Here is a 14,580-nt window from a genome sequence, read left to right on the forward strand (position 1 = left end):
TCGTCACCGCCGTCGTCCGCACCGGCCAGGTCGCCCGCAGGGACGTCGGAACCCGCGCCCGCGTCCCCACCCGCACCGGCGTCCGCACCTGCGGCCCAGGCCAGCAGCTCCGCCAGCTCGGCGTCCCGCCCGCGCAGCACGGGCGCCGGGGCCCAGTCGTCGGGCGCGCGCAGCGGGCCGGCGCCCGCCGCTCCCCCGTCCGGCCCGACGCCCGCCGCTCCCCCGTCCCGCCCGACGCCTGCCCCGGTCCCCCCGGCCCGCGGGGCCGCGAGCGCCGTCGCCACCGCCGCGTGCGCCGCCCGCCACCGGGCCGCGTCGTCCGCGGTGCCGCCGAGCGCGCGCACCAGGTCGGCGACCAGCTCGACGTCCAGCCGCGCCCGCCCGTCCCGGAACGCGTCGTACACCGTCACCCGGCCGGGACGCCGCTCGGGCCCGGGCACGCCGCGCGCGGCGCGGACGGCGTCGACGCGCCGGACGAGGTCGGCGTAGGACGGGGAGCCGGCGGCGGCGCGCAGGGCACGCAGGCGGCCGGTGAGGTCGTCCCAGCGAGCCGGGTCCGGCGGCGGGGCGACATCGGGCACCGCCCCAGGCTAGCCACCCCGGGGCGGCCGGCGGAGTCCCGTCCACGCGGCCGGGGCGCTGGTCCGGGCGTCGCCGCCCGCGTTCGGGTTCGTTCGGAACGGCTGCGCAGCCGCCCGTCGGCCCCGTGCGATGGTGCTCCCCGCGCCGTGGCCGCACGGCGCCCCGTCCACCCAGGAGCCGCACCGATGGGTCTGTTCGACAAGCTCAAGGCGATGTTCTCGTCCGACTTCACGATGCTCGAGGGCGCGCCCGCGCTGACCCCGGAGCAGGACCGCGCGCTCGCGCTCGGCGCCGTGTACGCCGCCGCGGGCCACCTGCCGATGAACGCGCCCACCATGGAGGCCGACCCGGCGACGGCGCAGCAGCTGCTCGCGGGCGCCTGGGACGTCCACGGCCCCGACGACGTCGACGGCGCGTACGCGTTCCTGCTGCACCAGGGCCACCGCGGCTACTACGCGCTGGTGTCCCCGCGGGTCGACGAGGTGTTCGCCTCGCGCAACGGCCGCGCGCTGCAGCGCGAGCACCAGGCCCGCATCAGCCAGGAGGCCGCCGACCGCGGGCTCGACCCGGCGCGCGCCCAGCAGTGGTACGTCGGCTGGACCGGCGCGGCCGCGGTCGGCGGCCACTCCGCGCTGCCGGACCCGCTGCCGGCGAGCATCGTCGCGTGGGACGCCGCGCGCGTCGTGCACCTGAGCCGCCTGCTGCTCGACGCGGGCCTGGTGACCCCCGACCGCGCCTGGGACGCCATGGGCGAGGCCGTCGGGCTCGCGCGCCCGGCGTACCGCGGCTGGGAGGAGTTCGGCCGGGCGTTCGTCGTCGGGCGGGCGTTCTGGACCGCCGGCACGAGCCGGAACCCGGTCGACGGCGACATCGCCGCGTTCAACGGGGCGGTCGACGACCTGCTGAAGGTCGAGGGCTCGCCCTGGCTGCGGCTGGCCTACTGACGAGGGGCGGGGACGGAGCGGTCATGAGGAGCCCCGCGCGCGGACGCCGCTGGGTCGTGCTCGGCGTGCTGGTCCTGGCCGGCATGGTCGTCGTCGCCCTCTGGGGCGACGACCTGCGGCCCGCGGTGCACGCGTTCCTGCAGAACGCCGCCCGCCGGCTGTGAGCGGGCTGAGACCGGGGCGCCGCCGGGAGAGAGGAACGCCCGGCGGCGCCTACGATCAGGTGTGAGCAGGCGGAACCCCGAACCGGCGCAGAGCATCACCAGCGCCCCCGAGCCCCTGGGCGCCGACCAGGCGCGCCGGGCCCGCCGCTACCTGATCCAGATGGGGATCCGGGTGGTGTGCTTCGTGCTGGCCGTGCTCACCTGGAGCCGCGTGCCGCTGTGGGTCAGCCTCGTGCTGATCGTCGGCGCCGTGGTCCTGCCGTACATCGCCGTGCTGTTCGCCAACGCCGGCCGCGAGCGTCGCGACGACGCTCCCCCCGGGTACGTCCCGCACCTGCTGGACGCGGCGCCGACCGCGCGGCCGGTCGCGCCGGCTCCCCCGGGGGCGGGCGACGCGCGGGACGACCGCGGGGCCGCGGGGCCCGCGCCCGGCGACGACGGCACCCCGGCGGGCGAGGGCCGGCCGGACGACGACACCCCCGGAGGCCCCCGATGACCGCGCCCACCCCCGACGCCGTCGGCGAGGACCTCGTGTGCAGCGCCCGCGGCTGCCGCGCCGACGCGTCCTGGGGCGTGCTCTGGAACAACCCCCGGCTGCACACCCCCGAGCGCCGCAAGGTGTGGCTCGCCTGCGACGAGCATCGGGAGCACCTCGAGCAGTACCTGCGGGTGCGCGCGTTCCACCAGGACACGGTGCCGGTCGCGGACCTCCCCCGGATCGAGCTCGGCGAGCGGCCGGGGCTGCCCGGGCTCGGCGGGCTGCCCGGCCTCCCGGGGGCGCGATGAGGCTGCTGCGCGGCAACCCCGCGGCCCGGCGCGCCGTCGGGCTGGTCCTGCTCGCGGTGGCCGTGTCGGTCGCGTGCGTGTTCCTCGGCCGCTGGCAGTGGCACCGGCACGTCGCCCGGGACGCCGCGATCCGGCTGGTCGAGCAGAACTACTCCGCCGACCCCGTCCCGCTCGACGCGCTGCTGCCGGAGCCCGGCGCGACGCTCGACCCGGGCGACGTGTGGCGGCAGGCGACCGTGACCGGCACCTACGACGCCGACGCGACCGTCCTGCTGCGCAACCGCCCGGTGAACAGCCAGCCCGGGTTCCACGTCGTCACCCCGCTGGTGCTCGAGGACGGGTCGGCGCTGGTCGTCGACCGCGGGTGGGTGGCCTGGGACGACGACGCCAGCGGCGAGCTCGACGTGCCCGCGCCGCCGGCCGGCGAGGTCGCCGTCACCGTGCACCTGCGCCCCGACGAGCCCGCCGACCCGCGGTCCGCGCCGGCCGGGCAGGTGCAGGCGATCAACGTCGGCCAGGTGCTCGCGGCCGGCGGCTCGGCCGCGGAGTCGTACGGCGGCTACGGCGGGCTCGTCGAGGAGACCCCCGCCCCCGCGACCGCGCTCGGCCGCCTCCCCGCGCCCAGCACCGACCCCGGCTCGCACCTGTCGTACGCGTTCCAGTGGTGGACGTTCTCGGTCGGGTCGCTGGCGGCGTTCGGCTGGCTGGCGCGGCGCGAGCTGCTGGAGGGCGCCGAGGCCGCGGGCGACGACGCCCCGGGCGGCGCCGGGGGCGACGGCACCCCGCGGCCGGCGCGCCCGGCACCCGCGCAGCAGTCGCGGCGCCGGCGCACCTCGGACGAGGAGGCCGAGGACGCCCTGATCGACTCGCAACTCGGCTGACGACCCGGGCCCGTCAGGCCAGGGTCACCAGGTCCAGGTAGGACGGGTTCCACAGGTCCTCGTCGCCGTCCGGCAGCAGCACGACCCGCTCCGGGTTCAGCGCCTCGACGGCCCCCTCGTCGTGGCTCACCAGCACGACCGCGCCGGTGTACCCGCGCAGCGCCGCCAGGATCTCCTCGCGGCTGGCCGGGTCGAGGTTGTTGGTGGGCTCGTCGAGCAGCAGCACGTTCGCCGACGACACGACCAGCGCCGCGAGCGCCAGCCGGGTCTTCTCGCCGCCGGACAGCACCTTGGCGGGCTTGTCGGCGTCGTCGCCCGAGAACAGGAACGAGCCCAGCACCGACCGCACCTGGGTGTCGGTCAGGTCGGGCGCCGACGAGCGCAGGTTCTCGACGACCGTGCGGTCCATGTCGAGCGTCTCGTGCTCCTGCGCGTAGTACCCGAGCTTGAGCCCGTGGCCCGGCTTCACCTCGCCGGTGTCCGACTCCTGCAGCCCGGCGAGCATCCGCAGCAGCGTGGTCTTGCCCGCGCCGTTGAGGCCGAGCACGACGACGCGCGAGCCGCGGTCGATCGCCAGGTCGACGCCGGCGAACACCTCCTGCGAGCCGTAGGACTTCGACAGGTCGGACGCCGTCAGCGGGGTGCGCCCGCACGCGGCGGGCTCGGGGAACCGCAGCCTGGCGACCTTGTCGGACGCGCGGACCTCGTCGAGGCCGGACAGCATCCGCTCGGCGCGGCGGGCCATGTTCTGCGCCGCGACCGCCTTGGTGGCCTTCGCGCGCATCTTGTCCGCCTGGGCCAGCAGCGCGCCGGCCTTCTTCTCGGCGTTCGCCCGCTCGCGGCGGCGGCGCTTCTCGTCCGTCTCGCGCTGCAGCACGTAGGCGTCCCAGCCGAGGTTGTACTGGTCGAGCTCGCCGCGGTTCGCGTCCAGGTGGAACACCTTGTTCACGGTGGCGCGCAGCAGGTCGACGTCGTGGCTGATGACCACGAAGCCGCCCGGGTACGTCTTGAGGTAGTCGCGCAGCCAGGCGATCGAGTCGGCGTCCAGGTGGTTGGTCGGCTCGTCGAGCAGCAGCGTGTCGTTGCCGGAGAACAGGATGCGCGCGAGCTCGACCCGGCGGCGCTGGCCGCCGGACAGGGTGCTGAGCGGCTGGCCGAGCACCCGGTCGTCCAGGCCGAGGTTGGCGGTGATCCGGTGCGCCTCGCTCTCGGCGGCGTACCCGCCGCCCGCGACGAACCGCGCCTCGAGCTTCGGGTACCGCTCCATGGCGGCCTCGCGCACCGCGTCGTCGGTGGACGCCATCAGGCCCTCGGTCTCGCGCATCTGCGCGATGATCCGGTCCAGGCCGCGCGCGGAGAGCACCCGGGACATCGCCAGGTCGGACAGCTCACCCGAGCGGGGGTCCTGCGGCAGGTAGCCGATGTCGCCGCTGCGGCTGATCTGCCCGCCGGTCGGCTGGGTCTCCCCCGCCAGCGTCCTGGTCAGCGTGGTCTTGCCGGCGCCGTTGCGGCCGACGAGGCCGATGCGGTCGCCCGCCGCGACGCGGAAGGTCGCCTCGGAGAGCAGCACGCGGGCACCCACGCGCAGCTCGACGCCCTGAACGGTGATCACTCGGTTGTCCCTGCTCCCTCTTGCCGTGCACGCTCGCGGGTCGATGCCGCGCGCCCCGTCGTCGCGGGCCGGCACAAACGCCGCCCATCCTACGAGTCCCAGCGCCACGACCCCGACGGGAATTCCGTGGCCTCCCCCACCTCCGCGGGTGTCCGCCCGGGCGCCGAGCTCGGCAGTCCGGTGCCGAGCTCGGCAGCTCGGGGCGCCGAACTCGGCCCGGAAGTGCCGAAGTCAGCGGGGGTGCACGGGTGCGGAAGTCGACAGGGGCGCGCCCGCAGCGTTGGGCGCACCCGCACGACCCCCCGGGGGCCCGCCGCACTAGCGTGGCGTCCGGCGACCGCGCCCCCGCGCCGCACGCCGCTCCCCCAGCCGCCCGCACCCCCGCGAGGTCCGATGTCCGAGCACCGCCCCGAGGCCGTCCCCGCGGCCGACGTCGCCGCCGCGCACGTCGCACCCGCCGCGTCCGGCGCGCCCGGCGCCCCCGCGACCGCCCCGGCCCCCGTGGCCCGCGCCTCGGTCGCCACCGACGTCGCGCTGGTCGCCACGTTCGCCGCCTTCGTCGCGGTGTGCGCCGTGCTGCCCGCGATCCCGACCGGCGGAGCGGTCCCGATCACGCTGCAGACCTTCGGCGTCGCGCTCACCGGCCTCGTGCTCGGCCCGCGCCGCGGCGCGCTCGCCCTGCTGCTCTACGTGGCCGTCGGCCTGGCCGGCGTCCCGGTGCTCTCGGGCGCGGTCGGCGGGCTGGGCGTGCTGGCCTCGCCGTCGGCCGGCTACCTGCTCGCGTTCCCCGCGGCCGCCGCGATCGCCGGCGGGCTCGGGCTGCTGGCCCGCCGTGCGCCGGGCCGGTGGCGGGTACCCGCGCTGTTCGGCGCCGCGACGGCGGGCTCGCTGCTGGTGATCCACCCGCTGGGCATCGCCGTGATGGGCTGGCGGCTGGGCCTGTCGGCGTCCGAGGCCGTCGCCGCCGGTGCCGTGTTCCTGCCCGGCGACCTGATCAAGAACGCGCTCGCCGCCGTGGTCGCCGCGGCCGCGCTGCGCGCCTTCCCGGATCTGCTGCGCGGCCGGTGATCGAGCTCGACGACGCGGTCGTCACCGCGTACGCGCCGGGCGAGGCCCGCCGCGGGTCCGAGCGCGTCGTGACGCTGCTCGGCCCGGTGACCGCGACGCTGGCCGAGCGCCGGGTCGCCGTCGTCGGCGCGAACGGCTCCGGGAAGTCGACGCTCGCCCGGCTGCTGAACGGCCTGACGCTGCCGTCCGCGGGCGCGGTCCGGGTCGACGGCCTGGACACCGCGCGGGACGGGGCCGCGGTGCGCCGCCGGGTCGGCTTCCTGTTCACCGACCCCGACGCCCAGGTCGTGATGCCCACCCCGGTCGAGGACGTCGCGCTGTCCCTGCGCCGGCTCGGCGTCCCGGCCCGCGAGCGCGACGCCCGGGCCCGGGAGGCGCTGGGCCGCGTCGGCCTGGCCTCCCGCGCCGACCTCCCCGTCCGGGCGCTGTCCGGCGGTCAGCGGCAGCTGCTCGCGCTCGCCGCGGTGCTCGCGACCGAGCCGGCCGTCCTGGTCTGCGACGAGCCCACCACCCTGCTCGACCTCCGGTGGCGCCGGGTGGTCGACGGGCTGCTGGCCGACCTCCCGCAGCAGGTGGTCCAGGTGACGCACGACCTCGACGCCGCCGCGCGCGCCGACCGGGTCCTGGTGGTCGACGGGGGCCGCGTGGTGCACGACGGCGCGCCCGGTCCCGCGCTCGACGCCTACCGGGCGCTGATGGCGGTCGAGCCCGCGTGACGCTGCTCGGCGCGCACCGCACCGCCCGCACCCCGCTGGACCGGGCCCCGGTCGGGGCGAAGCTCGCGGCGCTGGCGCTGCTCGGCGTCGCGGTCGTCGCGACCCGGGGCGTGCCGGCGTCGCTGGGGCTGCTCGGGCTGGCGGTCGCCGCCGCCGCCGTCGCCGCGCTCCCCCCGCGCGCCACGCTCCGGGGGCTGCTGCCGGTGCTCGTGACGGCGCTGCTCGCCGGCGCGTACCAGGCCTGGGCCCGCGGACCCGGGCCCGCCGTCGAGGTGGTCGCCGACCTGCTCACGCTCGTGCTCGGCGCCGCGGTGGTCACCGCCACCACACCCGCCGACCGGCTGCTCGACGCCCTCGCCGGTGCCGCCCGCCCGCTGCGCCGGGTCGGCGTCCCGCCGGACCTGGTCGCCCTGGCGGTCGCGCTGGTGCTGCGCACGGTCCCGGAGATCGCCCGCACGGTGCACGAGGTCCGGGACGCCGCCCGCGCCCGCGGCGCCGAGCGCGACCCGCGGGTGTGGCTGACCCCGGCGGTGCTCCGGGTGGTCGGGCGGGCGCGGGACCTGGGCGAGGCGCTGGCGGCGCGCGGCATCGTCGACTGACCCACGGACCCGCTAGCGTGCCCGGGGCGCGCCGACCGCACGGCGCCCCCGACGGGAGGACCCGCGTGCGCACCACCACGACGACGACCCGCGGCGAAGCCCGGGCCGCCCTCGCCACGCTCGCCGCCCTGACCCTGCTCGCCGTCGCCGCGTGCGGGCCGGTGAACCGCGGGAGCGACCTCGCCGACCAGGCCGAGGCCGCGCTCCGGGACGCCCCGGGCGTCGCCGAGGTGGTGGGCAGCGGCCAGAACCCGCTCCCCTGGACCGGGAGCGCGGCCGCCGACGTGCGGCTGGACCCGGGCGCGACGCGCGAGGACGCGCTCGCCGTCGTCGCGCGCGCCACCGGGCTCATGCGCGACGCGGGCGGCGACCTGGAGGTCAGGCTCGCGCAGGACGTCGACGGCACCGACGTGGTGCTGACCCTCGACCCGGACCGGGACCCCGCGGAGCAGCTGGACCGGCGCGACGCCGTGGCCGCGCTCGTCGCGGGCGGGTCCCTGACGATCCGCCCGGACGGGGTCCCCGTCGACACCGGCAGCAGCGCCTCGACCGCCGTGGGCACGACCGTCGCGGCGGACGTGGCCGACGCCGCGCAGGCCGCCGCCCTGGTGACGGGGCTGGGCGGCGCGGTCGCCGACTGGGCCGACGCCGACGTCACGGCCACCCTCCCGGACGGCCGGACGATCACGGCGCGGCCCGCGTCCAGCCCCGCGGCCGCGCTGCTCGGGGACCTGGCGCACGCCGGCGTGCCGGTCCGCTCGGGCAGCGTGAACCGCACCGCCGCGTGGCTCCGCGTCGACCCCGGCGCCCTGGACGCGGCCCGGGAGGTCGCCGACGCCCGGCCGGACCTCCGGGTCACGGTCGCGGCCGCGGACGCGCCGACGCCCGCGCCGAGCACCACGCCCTGACGACCCGCTCGCCGGGCGGACCGCCGCCCCCCGGGCTACCGTCCCCGGCATGACGTTCCAGGACGGCGGCCGGTTCGAGGGCGGTCGCGTGCAGTCCCGCAGCGGCGGCGGCCGCGGGCGGGGCATCGCGGTGGGCGGCGGCCTCGGCACGCTGGTGCTCGTGGTGGTCGTGACGCTGCTCGGCGGCAACCCGGCGCAGCTGCTGTCCGGCGGCGACGGCGGGACCGGCGCCGGCTCGCAGGAGCAGGTCGCGCAGATCGGCGAGTGCTCGGCCGAGCAGGCCAACGCCGAGCGGGAGTGCCGCCTGTCGGCGACGGTGCAGGCGCTCGACGAGTACTGGCAGCGGACGCTGCCGGAGCTGGCCCAGGACCCGGACGTCGAGCCCGCCGTGGTGTCGTTCCAGGACGCCACCGAGACCGGCTGCGGCAGCGCCTCGGCGGCGACGGGGCCGTTCTACTGCCCGCCGGACCGCACCATCTACCTGGACCTGTCGTTCTACGACCTGCTGTCCTCGCAGTACGGCGCGCAGGGCGGGCCGCTCGCCGAGGAGTACGTGGTCGCGCACGAGTACGGGCACCACATCCAGCAGCTCACGGGGATCTTCGACAGCGCCGACCGGTCCGGCACCGGCGACGACTCCGACTCCGTGCGCGTCGAGCTGCAGGCCGACTGCTACGCCGGCCTGTGGGCCGGGGACGCGGCGACGACGGTGAACCCGGCGACGGGCACCCCGTTCCTCGACCCGATCACCGACGCACAGCTCGCCGAGGCGCTGTCCGCGGCGGCGGCCGTCGGCGACGACCACATCCAGCAGCAGTCCGCGGGCGGCGTGAACCCGGACACCTGGACGCACGGGTCGAGCGAGCAGCGGCAGCGCTGGTTCATGACCGGCTACCGCGACGGCACGGTCGCCTCCTGCGACACCTTCGCGGCCGCCTCGCTCTGACGCGCCGACGCACTGACGCCGAGATAGGTCCGCCCACGCGAGGTAGGACCGTCCACGGTCCTCCCTCGGCGTGGAGGCCCTATCTCGGCGTCCGGGGCGCCACGCGCGCAGGGCTCAGATGTTGAAGCCGAGCGCCCGCATCATGGCGCGGCCGTCGTCGGTGATCTTCTCCGGGCCCCACGGCGGCATCCAGACCCAGTTGATCCGCACCGAGTCGACCAGGCCCTCGAGCGACGTGCCCGCCTGGTCCTCGATGACGTCCGTCAGCGGGCACGCCGCCGAGGTGAGCGTCATGTCGATGACCACGTTGCGGCCCTGCTCGATGGCGATGCCGTAGACCAGGCCGAGGTCGACGACGTTGACGCCGAGCTCGGGGTCGATGACGTCGCGCAGCGCCTCCTCGACGTCGGCGGCGTTCACGGGCGCCGGCGCGGCGCCGTCCTGCTCCGGGGACACCGTGGTGTCGCTCATCGCCCCTCCTCGGGGTTCGTGGTCGTCGCGGCGGCCTGCGCCACCGCGTCCTTCATGGCCGCCCAGCCGAGCAGGGCGCACTTGATGCGGGCGGGGTACCGGGCGACGCCGACGAACGCGACGGCGTCCTCCATCTCCTCGGCCAGCCCGTCGCCCTCGAACTTCTCGGGCAGCACGCCGCGGGAGTCCATCAGCTCGCGGAAGTCGTCGGACAGCGCGAGCGCGTGCTCGACGGACCCGCCGGCGACGGCCTGCGACATCACCGACGCGGAGGCCTGCGAGATCGAGCAGCCCTGGCCCGTCCAGGTGAGCTCGCCGATGACCGGCGCGCCCGACGCGTCGGCGTCCAGGCGCACGCGCAGCGTCACCTCGTCCCCGCAGGTGGGGTTCACGTGGTGGACCTCGACGTCGTACGCCTCCTGCGCCCCGCGGTGGGCGGGGTGCTTGGCGTGGTCGAGGATCAGCTGCTGGTACAGCTGCTCCATGCCGGTGCTCATGCGGTGCGGCTCTCGCTCTCTCGGTCTGCTGGTCTTGCCAGTATCAGGCAGTGCCCTCGTCCAGTCCGAAGAACGTCCGGACCCCCGCCAGTGCTTCCCGGAACACCGCGATCTCCTCGTCCGTCGTGTAGACGGCCGCGGACGCGCGGGCGGTCGCGGCCACGCCGAACCGGCGGTGCAGCGGCTGCGCGCAGTGGTGCCCGACCCGCACGGCCACGCCGGCGTCGTCGAGGACCTGCCCCACGTCGTGCGCGTGCACGCCGTCGACGACGAACGCCACGGTCGCGAGCCGGTCCACGTTGTCCGCGGGTCCGATCACCCGCACGCCCGGCACCGAGGCGACGGCGTCGAGCAGTAGGCCGGCGAGGCGCCGCTCGTGCGCGGCGACCGCGTCCATGCCGAGCTCGGCCAGGTACGTCGCGGCGGCGCCCATGCCGACGGCCTGGGACACCATCTGGGTCCCGGCCTCGAACCGGCGCGGCGGCGGCGCGTACGTCGTCTGCTCCATCGTGACGACCTCGACCATCGACCCGCCGGTGGTCACCGGCGGCATGGCCTCGAGCAGCTCGCGGCGGCCGTACAGCGCGCCCACGCCGGTCGGGCCGAGCATCTTGTGCCCGGAGAACGCGGCGAAGTCGACGCCGAGCGCGGCCAGGTCGACCGGCAGGTGCGGCACGCTCTGGCACGCGTCGAGCACCGTGAGCGCGCCGACCTCGCGGGCCCGGGCCACGAACGGCGCGACCGGCGTGACGGCCCCGGTGACGTTGGAGGCGTGCGTGAACGCGAGCACCTTGGTGCGCTCCGTGACGACCGTGTCGAGCTCGTCGACCCGGATGCGGCCGTCGTCGGCCACGCCCAGCCAGCGCAGCGTGGCGCCGGTGCGGGCCGCGAGCTCCTGCCACGGCACGAGGTTCGCGTGGTGCTCGGCCTCGGTCACGACGATCTCGTCGCCGGGGGCCAGCGCGAACCGGCGGGCGGCCTCGCCGCCGCGGCCCAGGGTCGCGTTGGACATCGCGTACGCCACGAGGTTCAGGCCCGCGGTGGCGTTCGACGTCCAGACCAGCTCGTCGTCGGCGACGCCCACGAACGAGGCGACCTCGTGCCGGGCCGTCTCGAACGCCTCGGTGGCCTCCTCGGCGAGCTGGTGCGCGCCGCGGTGCACGGCGGCGTTCCGCTGCGTGTAGAAGTCCTGCTCGGCGTCGAGGACGACCTCGGGCTTCTGCGAGGTCGCGCCCGAGTCCAGGTAGACCAGCGGCCGGCCGTCGCGGACGGTCCGCTGCAGCAGGGGGAAGTCCGCGCGCACGGCGGCCAGCTCGGCGGCGTCCAGCGTCCGCCCCTGCCCGTCCTGCGCGGCCCGGTCCAGCGTGTCGGTCATCTCGGTGTCCTCGTCGTCGTGCGTCGTGGCGTGGTGCCCGGTCGCCCTCCGGGGTGTGCGGGCCCCGGGGCCGCGGCGTCGTCGCGCCGCCGCCCCGGGGCCGCGGGTCAGACCGTCAGGCGGAGGCGCCCGAGGTCAGGAACCGGTCGTAGCCCTCGTTCTCGAGGCGCTCGGCGAGCTCGGGCCCGCCCTCCTCGGCGATCCGGCCGTCGACGAACACGTGCACGAAGTCCGGCTGGATGTACCGGAGGATGCGCGTGTAGTGCGTGATGAGCAGGACGCCCACGTCGGTCGACTCCTTGGCGCGGTTCACGCCCTCGGAGACGATGCGCAGCGCGTCGACGTCGAGGCCGGAGTCGGTCTCGTCGAGGATCGCGAACTGGGGCTTCAGGAGCTCCATCTGCAGGATCTCGTGGCGCTTCTTCTCGCCGCCGGAGAAGCCCTCGTTGACCGAGCGCTCGGCGAACGAGGAGTCCATGCGCAGGCGCTCCATGGCGCCGTCGACGTCCTTGATCCACGTGCGGAGCGCGGGCGCCTCGCCGTCGATCGCGGTCTTCGCGGTGCGCAGGAAGTTCGACACCGAGACGCCGGGGACCTCGACCGGGTACTGCATGGCGAGGAACAGGCCGGCGCGGGCGCGCTCGTCGGCCGACATGGCGACGAGGTCCTCGCCGTCCAGCGTGACGGTGCCGGAGGTGATCTCGTACTTCGGGTGCCCGGCGAGCGAGTAGGCCAGCGTGGACTTGCCGGAGCCGTTGGGGCCCATGATGGCGTGCGTCTCGCCGCTGTTGATGGTCAGGTCGACGCCGCGGAGGATCGGCTTCGGACCCTCCTTCGTCTCGACGCTGACGTGCAGGTCGCGGATCTCCAGGGTGGGCATGGGGTTCTCCTCGGAAAGCTCAGGCAGCGCCGTCGACGTCGACGAGCACGCGCTCGCCGTCGACGGTCAGGGGGTAGACGGGGACGGGGCGGACGGCCGGGGGGCCCAGCGGCTCGCCGGTGCGCAGGTCGAACCGCGACCCGTGCAGCCAGCACTCCACGGTGCAGCCCTCGACCTCGCCGTCGGACAGCGACACCGCCCCGTGCGAGCAGATGTCGCTGATGGCGTGCAGCGCGCCGTCCTCGTCGCGGACGACCGCGACCTCGACGGGGCCCGACGGCCCCTCGAGCTCGACACGGAACGTGCCGGCCTCGGGGACGTCGGACGTCATGCACGCGAGCTGTGCGGTCATGCCGGCTCGTCCGCCGAGGCGACGGAGGCGGGCTCGGCGAGGATCGCGCGCTCGGCGTCGGTCTCCGGCGTGATGTCGGAGGCGAGGTCGCCGCCGGCGACGGCCGCGGCGCCCTGGAACTCCGTCATCGACTGCGCCAGCTCGGCCTCGATCGCGGCGATGAGCCGCTCCTCGACCTCGGGCACGCCGATCTGGTGGATCAGCTCGGCGAAGAAGCCGCGCACGACCAGGCGGCGGGCGTCCGTCTCCGGGATGCCGCGCGAGCGCAGGTAGAACAGCTGCTCGTCGTCGAACCGGCCGGTGGCGCTGGCGTGGCCCGCGCCCTCGATGAGGCCCGTCTCGATCTCCAGGTTCGGCACCGAGTCCGCGCGCGCCCCGTCCGTGAGGACCAGGTTGCGGTTGAGCTCGTAGGTGTCGGTGCCCTCGGCCTCCTTGCGGATCAGCACGTCGCCGACCCACACGGTGTGCGCGCCCTCGCCCTGCAGCGCGCCCTTGTAGGTGACGCGGGACTTGCAGTTCGGGACCGCGTGGTCGACGAACAGCCGCTGCTCCTGGTGCTGGCCGGCGTCGGCGAAGTACACGCCGAGCATCTCGACCGAGCCGCCCTCGCCGACGAACTCCGCGTCCGGGGTGAGCCGGACGACGTCGCCGCCGAGCGTGACCACGATGTGCTTCACGGTCGCGTCGCGGCCGAGCCGGACCCGGTGCGCCGCGTTGTGCACGGCGCCCTCGGACCAGTCCTGCACGGAGACGACGGTCAGGTGCGCGCCGTCCTCCGCCACGACCTCGACGGTCTCGGTGAGCAGCGCGGACCCGACGTGGTCGATGACGACCGTCGCCTGCGACATCGGCTTGGCGTGCACGAGCAGGTGGCTGCCGGTCGGCTCCAGCTGGCCCTCGACGCCCTCGACGCGCACCGAGGTCACCGTCGACGCGACGGCCTCGGCCGGGATCGTCACGACCGTGGCGCGCGGGAACGAGGCCCACGCGACGGCCGCGGCACGGTCGCCGGGCTCGCCGGCGCGGCCCAGGCGGGCGTCGTCGCGGTCCACGATCTCGACCTCGACCTCGGGCGCGTTCACGACCGTGGTGAGGACGCCGTGGCCCGTGAGCCGGCCCGTCTCCGGGGCGAACAGCGGGGCGAGCCGGTCGACCGGCGAGAACCGCCACTCCTCCTCGCGCCCGTTCGGCACCGCGAAGTCCGCGACCTCGAACGAGGTGGCGCGGGCCGCGCGGGACGACTCGGGGACGGTGCCGACGCCGTGGCTGTGCGCCTCGTCGGCCGTCGCGCGGGAGTGGTCGGTGGAGAGACCGGGGGTCTCGGGTGTGGTGGTCGACATCAGCCGACGGCCCCTTCCATCTGCAGCTCGATCAGGCGGTTCAGCTCGAGGGCGTACTCCATGGGGAGCTCGCGCGCGATGGGCTCGACGAACCCGCGCACGATCATGGCCATGGCCTCGGTCTCGGTCATGCCGCGGGACATCAGGTAGAACAGCTGGTCCTCGCTGACGCGGGACACCGTCGCCTCGTGGCCCATCGACACGTCGTCCTCGCGGACGTCGACGTACGGGTAGGTGTCCGAGCGCGAGATCTGGTCGACCAGCAGGGCGTCGCAGAGGACGTTGCTGGCGGAGTGGCTCGCGCCCTCCAGCACCTGCACCAGGCCGCGGTACGAGGTCCGGCCGCCGCCGCGGGCCACCGACTTCGACACGATCGACGACGAGGTGTGCGGCGCGGCGTGCACCATCTTGCAGCCGGCGTCCTGGTGCTGGCCCTCGCCCGCGAAGGCGATGGACAGC

General features: G+C 76.2%; 18 protein-coding genes and 1 pseudogene. 10 read left to right on the forward strand and 9 right to left on the reverse strand.

Annotation, left to right across the window (positions count from 1 at the left end):
* A pseudogene (locus tag VER05_RS03065) lies at positions 1 to 581 on the reverse strand (hypothetical protein); the annotation flags it as partial.
* Between the two features lie 186 nt (positions 582 to 767).
* On the opposite strand from VER05_RS03065, the gene VER05_RS03070 reads away from it, so the two are divergent.
* From VER05_RS03070 to VER05_RS03090, 5 genes are all read left to right on the forward strand, one after another.
* Positions 768 to 1,526 (forward strand): DUF1266 domain-containing protein, encoded by a 759-nt coding sequence (locus VER05_RS03070; RefSeq protein ID WP_324843932.1) that lies wholly within the window; start codon positions 768 to 770, stop codon positions 1,524 to 1,526.
* A 23-nt stretch (positions 1,527 to 1,549) separates the two neighbouring features.
* Positions 1,550 to 1,690, forward strand: a complete 141-nt coding sequence (locus VER05_RS03075) for a hypothetical protein (RefSeq protein WP_324843933.1) — start codon at positions 1,550 to 1,552, stop codon at positions 1,688 to 1,690.
* 61 nt (positions 1,691 to 1,751) lie between these two features.
* On the forward strand, positions 1,752 to 2,186 hold the full coding sequence (locus tag VER05_RS03080; RefSeq protein ID WP_324843934.1) for a DUF3099 domain-containing protein: 435 nt from the start codon (positions 1,752 to 1,754) through the stop codon (positions 2,184 to 2,186).
* Positions 2,183 to 2,476, forward strand: coding sequence for a hypothetical protein (locus VER05_RS03085; protein ID WP_324843935.1), 294 nt, complete (start codon positions 2,183 to 2,185; stop codon positions 2,474 to 2,476). Before VER05_RS03080 ends, VER05_RS03085 begins: the two co-directional genes overlap by 4 nt.
* On the forward strand, positions 2,473 to 3,357 hold the full coding sequence (locus VER05_RS03090; RefSeq protein WP_324843936.1) for an SURF1 family protein: 885 nt from the start codon (positions 2,473 to 2,475) through the stop codon (positions 3,355 to 3,357). The genes VER05_RS03085 and VER05_RS03090 overlap by 4 nt, the downstream gene beginning before the upstream one ends.
* Positions 3,358 to 3,370: 13 nt before the next feature.
* Here VER05_RS03090 and abc-f read toward each other — a convergent pair whose 3' ends face one another.
* Positions 3,371 to 4,969, reverse strand: coding sequence for a ribosomal protection-like ABC-F family protein (abc-f, locus tag VER05_RS03095; RefSeq protein WP_324843937.1), 1,599 nt, complete (start codon positions 4,967 to 4,969; stop codon positions 3,371 to 3,373).
* Positions 4,970 to 5,362: 393 nt separating this feature from the next.
* Here abc-f and VER05_RS03100 point away from each other — a divergent pair, with 393 nt between their 5' ends.
* The 5 genes from VER05_RS03100 (at position 5,363) to ypfJ (ending at position 9,206) form a co-directional block, all read left to right on the forward strand.
* Complete coding sequence (locus VER05_RS03100) at positions 5,363 to 6,037, forward strand: biotin transporter BioY (protein ID WP_324843938.1); 675 nt, start codon at positions 5,363 to 5,365, stop codon at positions 6,035 to 6,037.
* A complete protein-coding gene (locus VER05_RS03105) occupies positions 6,034 to 6,753 on the forward strand; it encodes an ABC transporter ATP-binding protein (protein ID WP_324843939.1) in 720 nt (239 codons plus the stop codon). Before VER05_RS03100 ends, VER05_RS03105 begins: the two co-directional genes overlap by 4 nt.
* Entirely contained in the window at positions 6,750 to 7,352 is a 603-nt protein-coding gene (locus VER05_RS03110) for an energy-coupling factor transporter transmembrane component T (protein WP_324843940.1), read from the forward strand. Before VER05_RS03105 ends, VER05_RS03110 begins: the two co-directional genes overlap by 4 nt.
* 65 nt (positions 7,353 to 7,417) lie before the next feature.
* A complete protein-coding gene (locus tag VER05_RS03115; protein ID WP_324843941.1) occupies positions 7,418 to 8,260 on the forward strand; it encodes a hypothetical protein in 843 nt (280 codons plus the stop codon).
* A 49-nt stretch (positions 8,261 to 8,309) separates the two neighbouring features.
* Positions 8,310 to 9,206 (forward strand): KPN_02809 family neutral zinc metallopeptidase, encoded by an 897-nt coding sequence (gene ypfJ / locus VER05_RS03120; protein WP_324843942.1) that lies wholly within the window; start codon positions 8,310 to 8,312, stop codon positions 9,204 to 9,206.
* A 114-nt stretch (positions 9,207 to 9,320) separates the two neighbouring features.
* On the opposite strand, the gene VER05_RS03125 is transcribed toward ypfJ, so the two are convergent.
* The 7 genes from VER05_RS03125 to VER05_RS03155 all read right to left on the reverse strand — a co-directional run.
* The gene (locus tag VER05_RS03125) at positions 9,321 to 9,677 is read right to left on the reverse strand and encodes a metal-sulfur cluster assembly factor (RefSeq protein ID WP_166939646.1); all 357 of its coding nucleotides are present in this window, start codon (positions 9,675 to 9,677) and stop codon (positions 9,321 to 9,323) included.
* The gene (gene sufU / locus VER05_RS03130; protein WP_239195314.1) at positions 9,674 to 10,174 is read right to left on the reverse strand and encodes a Fe-S cluster assembly sulfur transfer protein SufU; all 501 of its coding nucleotides are present in this window, start codon (positions 10,172 to 10,174) and stop codon (positions 9,674 to 9,676) included. Before sufU ends, VER05_RS03125 begins: the two co-directional genes overlap by 4 nt.
* Positions 10,175 to 10,217: 43 nt before the next feature.
* Positions 10,218 to 11,549, reverse strand: a complete 1,332-nt coding sequence (locus VER05_RS03135; protein ID WP_324843943.1) for a SufS family cysteine desulfurase — start codon at positions 11,547 to 11,549, stop codon at positions 10,218 to 10,220.
* Positions 11,550 to 11,664: 115 nt separating this feature from the next.
* Positions 11,665 to 12,429 (reverse strand): Fe-S cluster assembly ATPase SufC, encoded by a 765-nt coding sequence (gene sufC / locus VER05_RS03140; protein WP_158373515.1) that lies wholly within the window; start codon positions 12,427 to 12,429, stop codon positions 11,665 to 11,667.
* A gap of 19 nt (positions 12,430 to 12,448) precedes the next feature.
* Complete coding sequence (locus VER05_RS03145) at positions 12,449 to 12,781, reverse strand: non-heme iron oxygenase ferredoxin subunit (RefSeq protein WP_166939651.1); 333 nt, start codon at positions 12,779 to 12,781, stop codon at positions 12,449 to 12,451.
* The gene (gene sufD / locus VER05_RS03150; RefSeq protein ID WP_324843944.1) at positions 12,778 to 14,121 is read right to left on the reverse strand and encodes a Fe-S cluster assembly protein SufD; all 1,344 of its coding nucleotides are present in this window, start codon (positions 14,119 to 14,121) and stop codon (positions 12,778 to 12,780) included. Before sufD ends, VER05_RS03145 begins: the two co-directional genes overlap by 4 nt.
* Positions 14,121 to 14,580 (reverse strand): SufD family Fe-S cluster assembly protein (locus VER05_RS03155; RefSeq protein WP_324843945.1); only part of this gene is annotated, 460 nt, incomplete at its 5' end. The genes VER05_RS03155 and sufD, both read right to left, overlap by 1 nt.

The sequence above is a fragment of the Cellulomonas sp. genome (assembly GCF_035634735.1).
In the GTDB taxonomy this organism is placed as follows: Bacteria; Actinomycetota; Actinomycetes; order Actinomycetales; family Cellulomonadaceae; genus Cellulomonas.

Excerpts from the sequence above, each read along its gene's own strand:
- VER05_RS03070 (WP_324843932.1), top strand. The coding sequence starts at position 768 with ATGGGTCTGTTCGACAAGCTCAAGGCGATGTTCTCGTCCGACTTCACG.
- VER05_RS03075 (WP_324843933.1), top strand. The coding sequence starts at position 1,550 with ATGAGGAGCCCCGCGCGCGGACGCCGCTGGGTCGTGCTCGGCGTGCTG.
- VER05_RS03085 (WP_324843935.1), top strand. The coding sequence starts at position 2,183 with ATGACCGCGCCCACCCCCGACGCCGTCGGCGAGGACCTCGTGTGCAGC.
- VER05_RS03090 (WP_324843936.1), top strand. The coding sequence starts at position 2,473 with ATGAGGCTGCTGCGCGGCAACCCCGCGGCCCGGCGCGCCGTCGGGCTG.
- VER05_RS03100 (WP_324843938.1), top strand. The coding sequence starts at position 5,363 with ATGTCCGAGCACCGCCCCGAGGCCGTCCCCGCGGCCGACGTCGCCGCC.
- ypfJ (WP_324843942.1), top strand. The coding sequence starts at position 8,310 with ATGACGTTCCAGGACGGCGGCCGGTTCGAGGGCGGTCGCGTGCAGTCC.
- VER05_RS03125 (WP_166939646.1), bottom strand. The coding sequence starts at position 9,677 with ATGAGCGACACCACGGTGTCCCCGGAGCAGGACGGCGCCGCGCCGGCG.
- sufU (WP_239195314.1), bottom strand. The coding sequence starts at position 10,174 with ATGAGCACCGGCATGGAGCAGCTGTACCAGCAGCTGATCCTCGACCAC.
- VER05_RS03135 (WP_324843943.1), bottom strand. The coding sequence starts at position 11,549 with ATGACCGACACGCTGGACCGGGCCGCGCAGGACGGGCAGGGGCGGACG.
- sufC (WP_158373515.1), bottom strand. The coding sequence starts at position 12,429 with ATGCCCACCCTGGAGATCCGCGACCTGCACGTCAGCGTCGAGACGAAG.
- VER05_RS03145 (WP_166939651.1), bottom strand. The coding sequence starts at position 12,781 with ATGACCGCACAGCTCGCGTGCATGACGTCCGACGTCCCCGAGGCCGGC.
- sufD (WP_324843944.1), bottom strand. The coding sequence starts at position 14,121 with ATGTCGACCACCACACCCGAGACCCCCGGTCTCTCCACCGACCACTCC.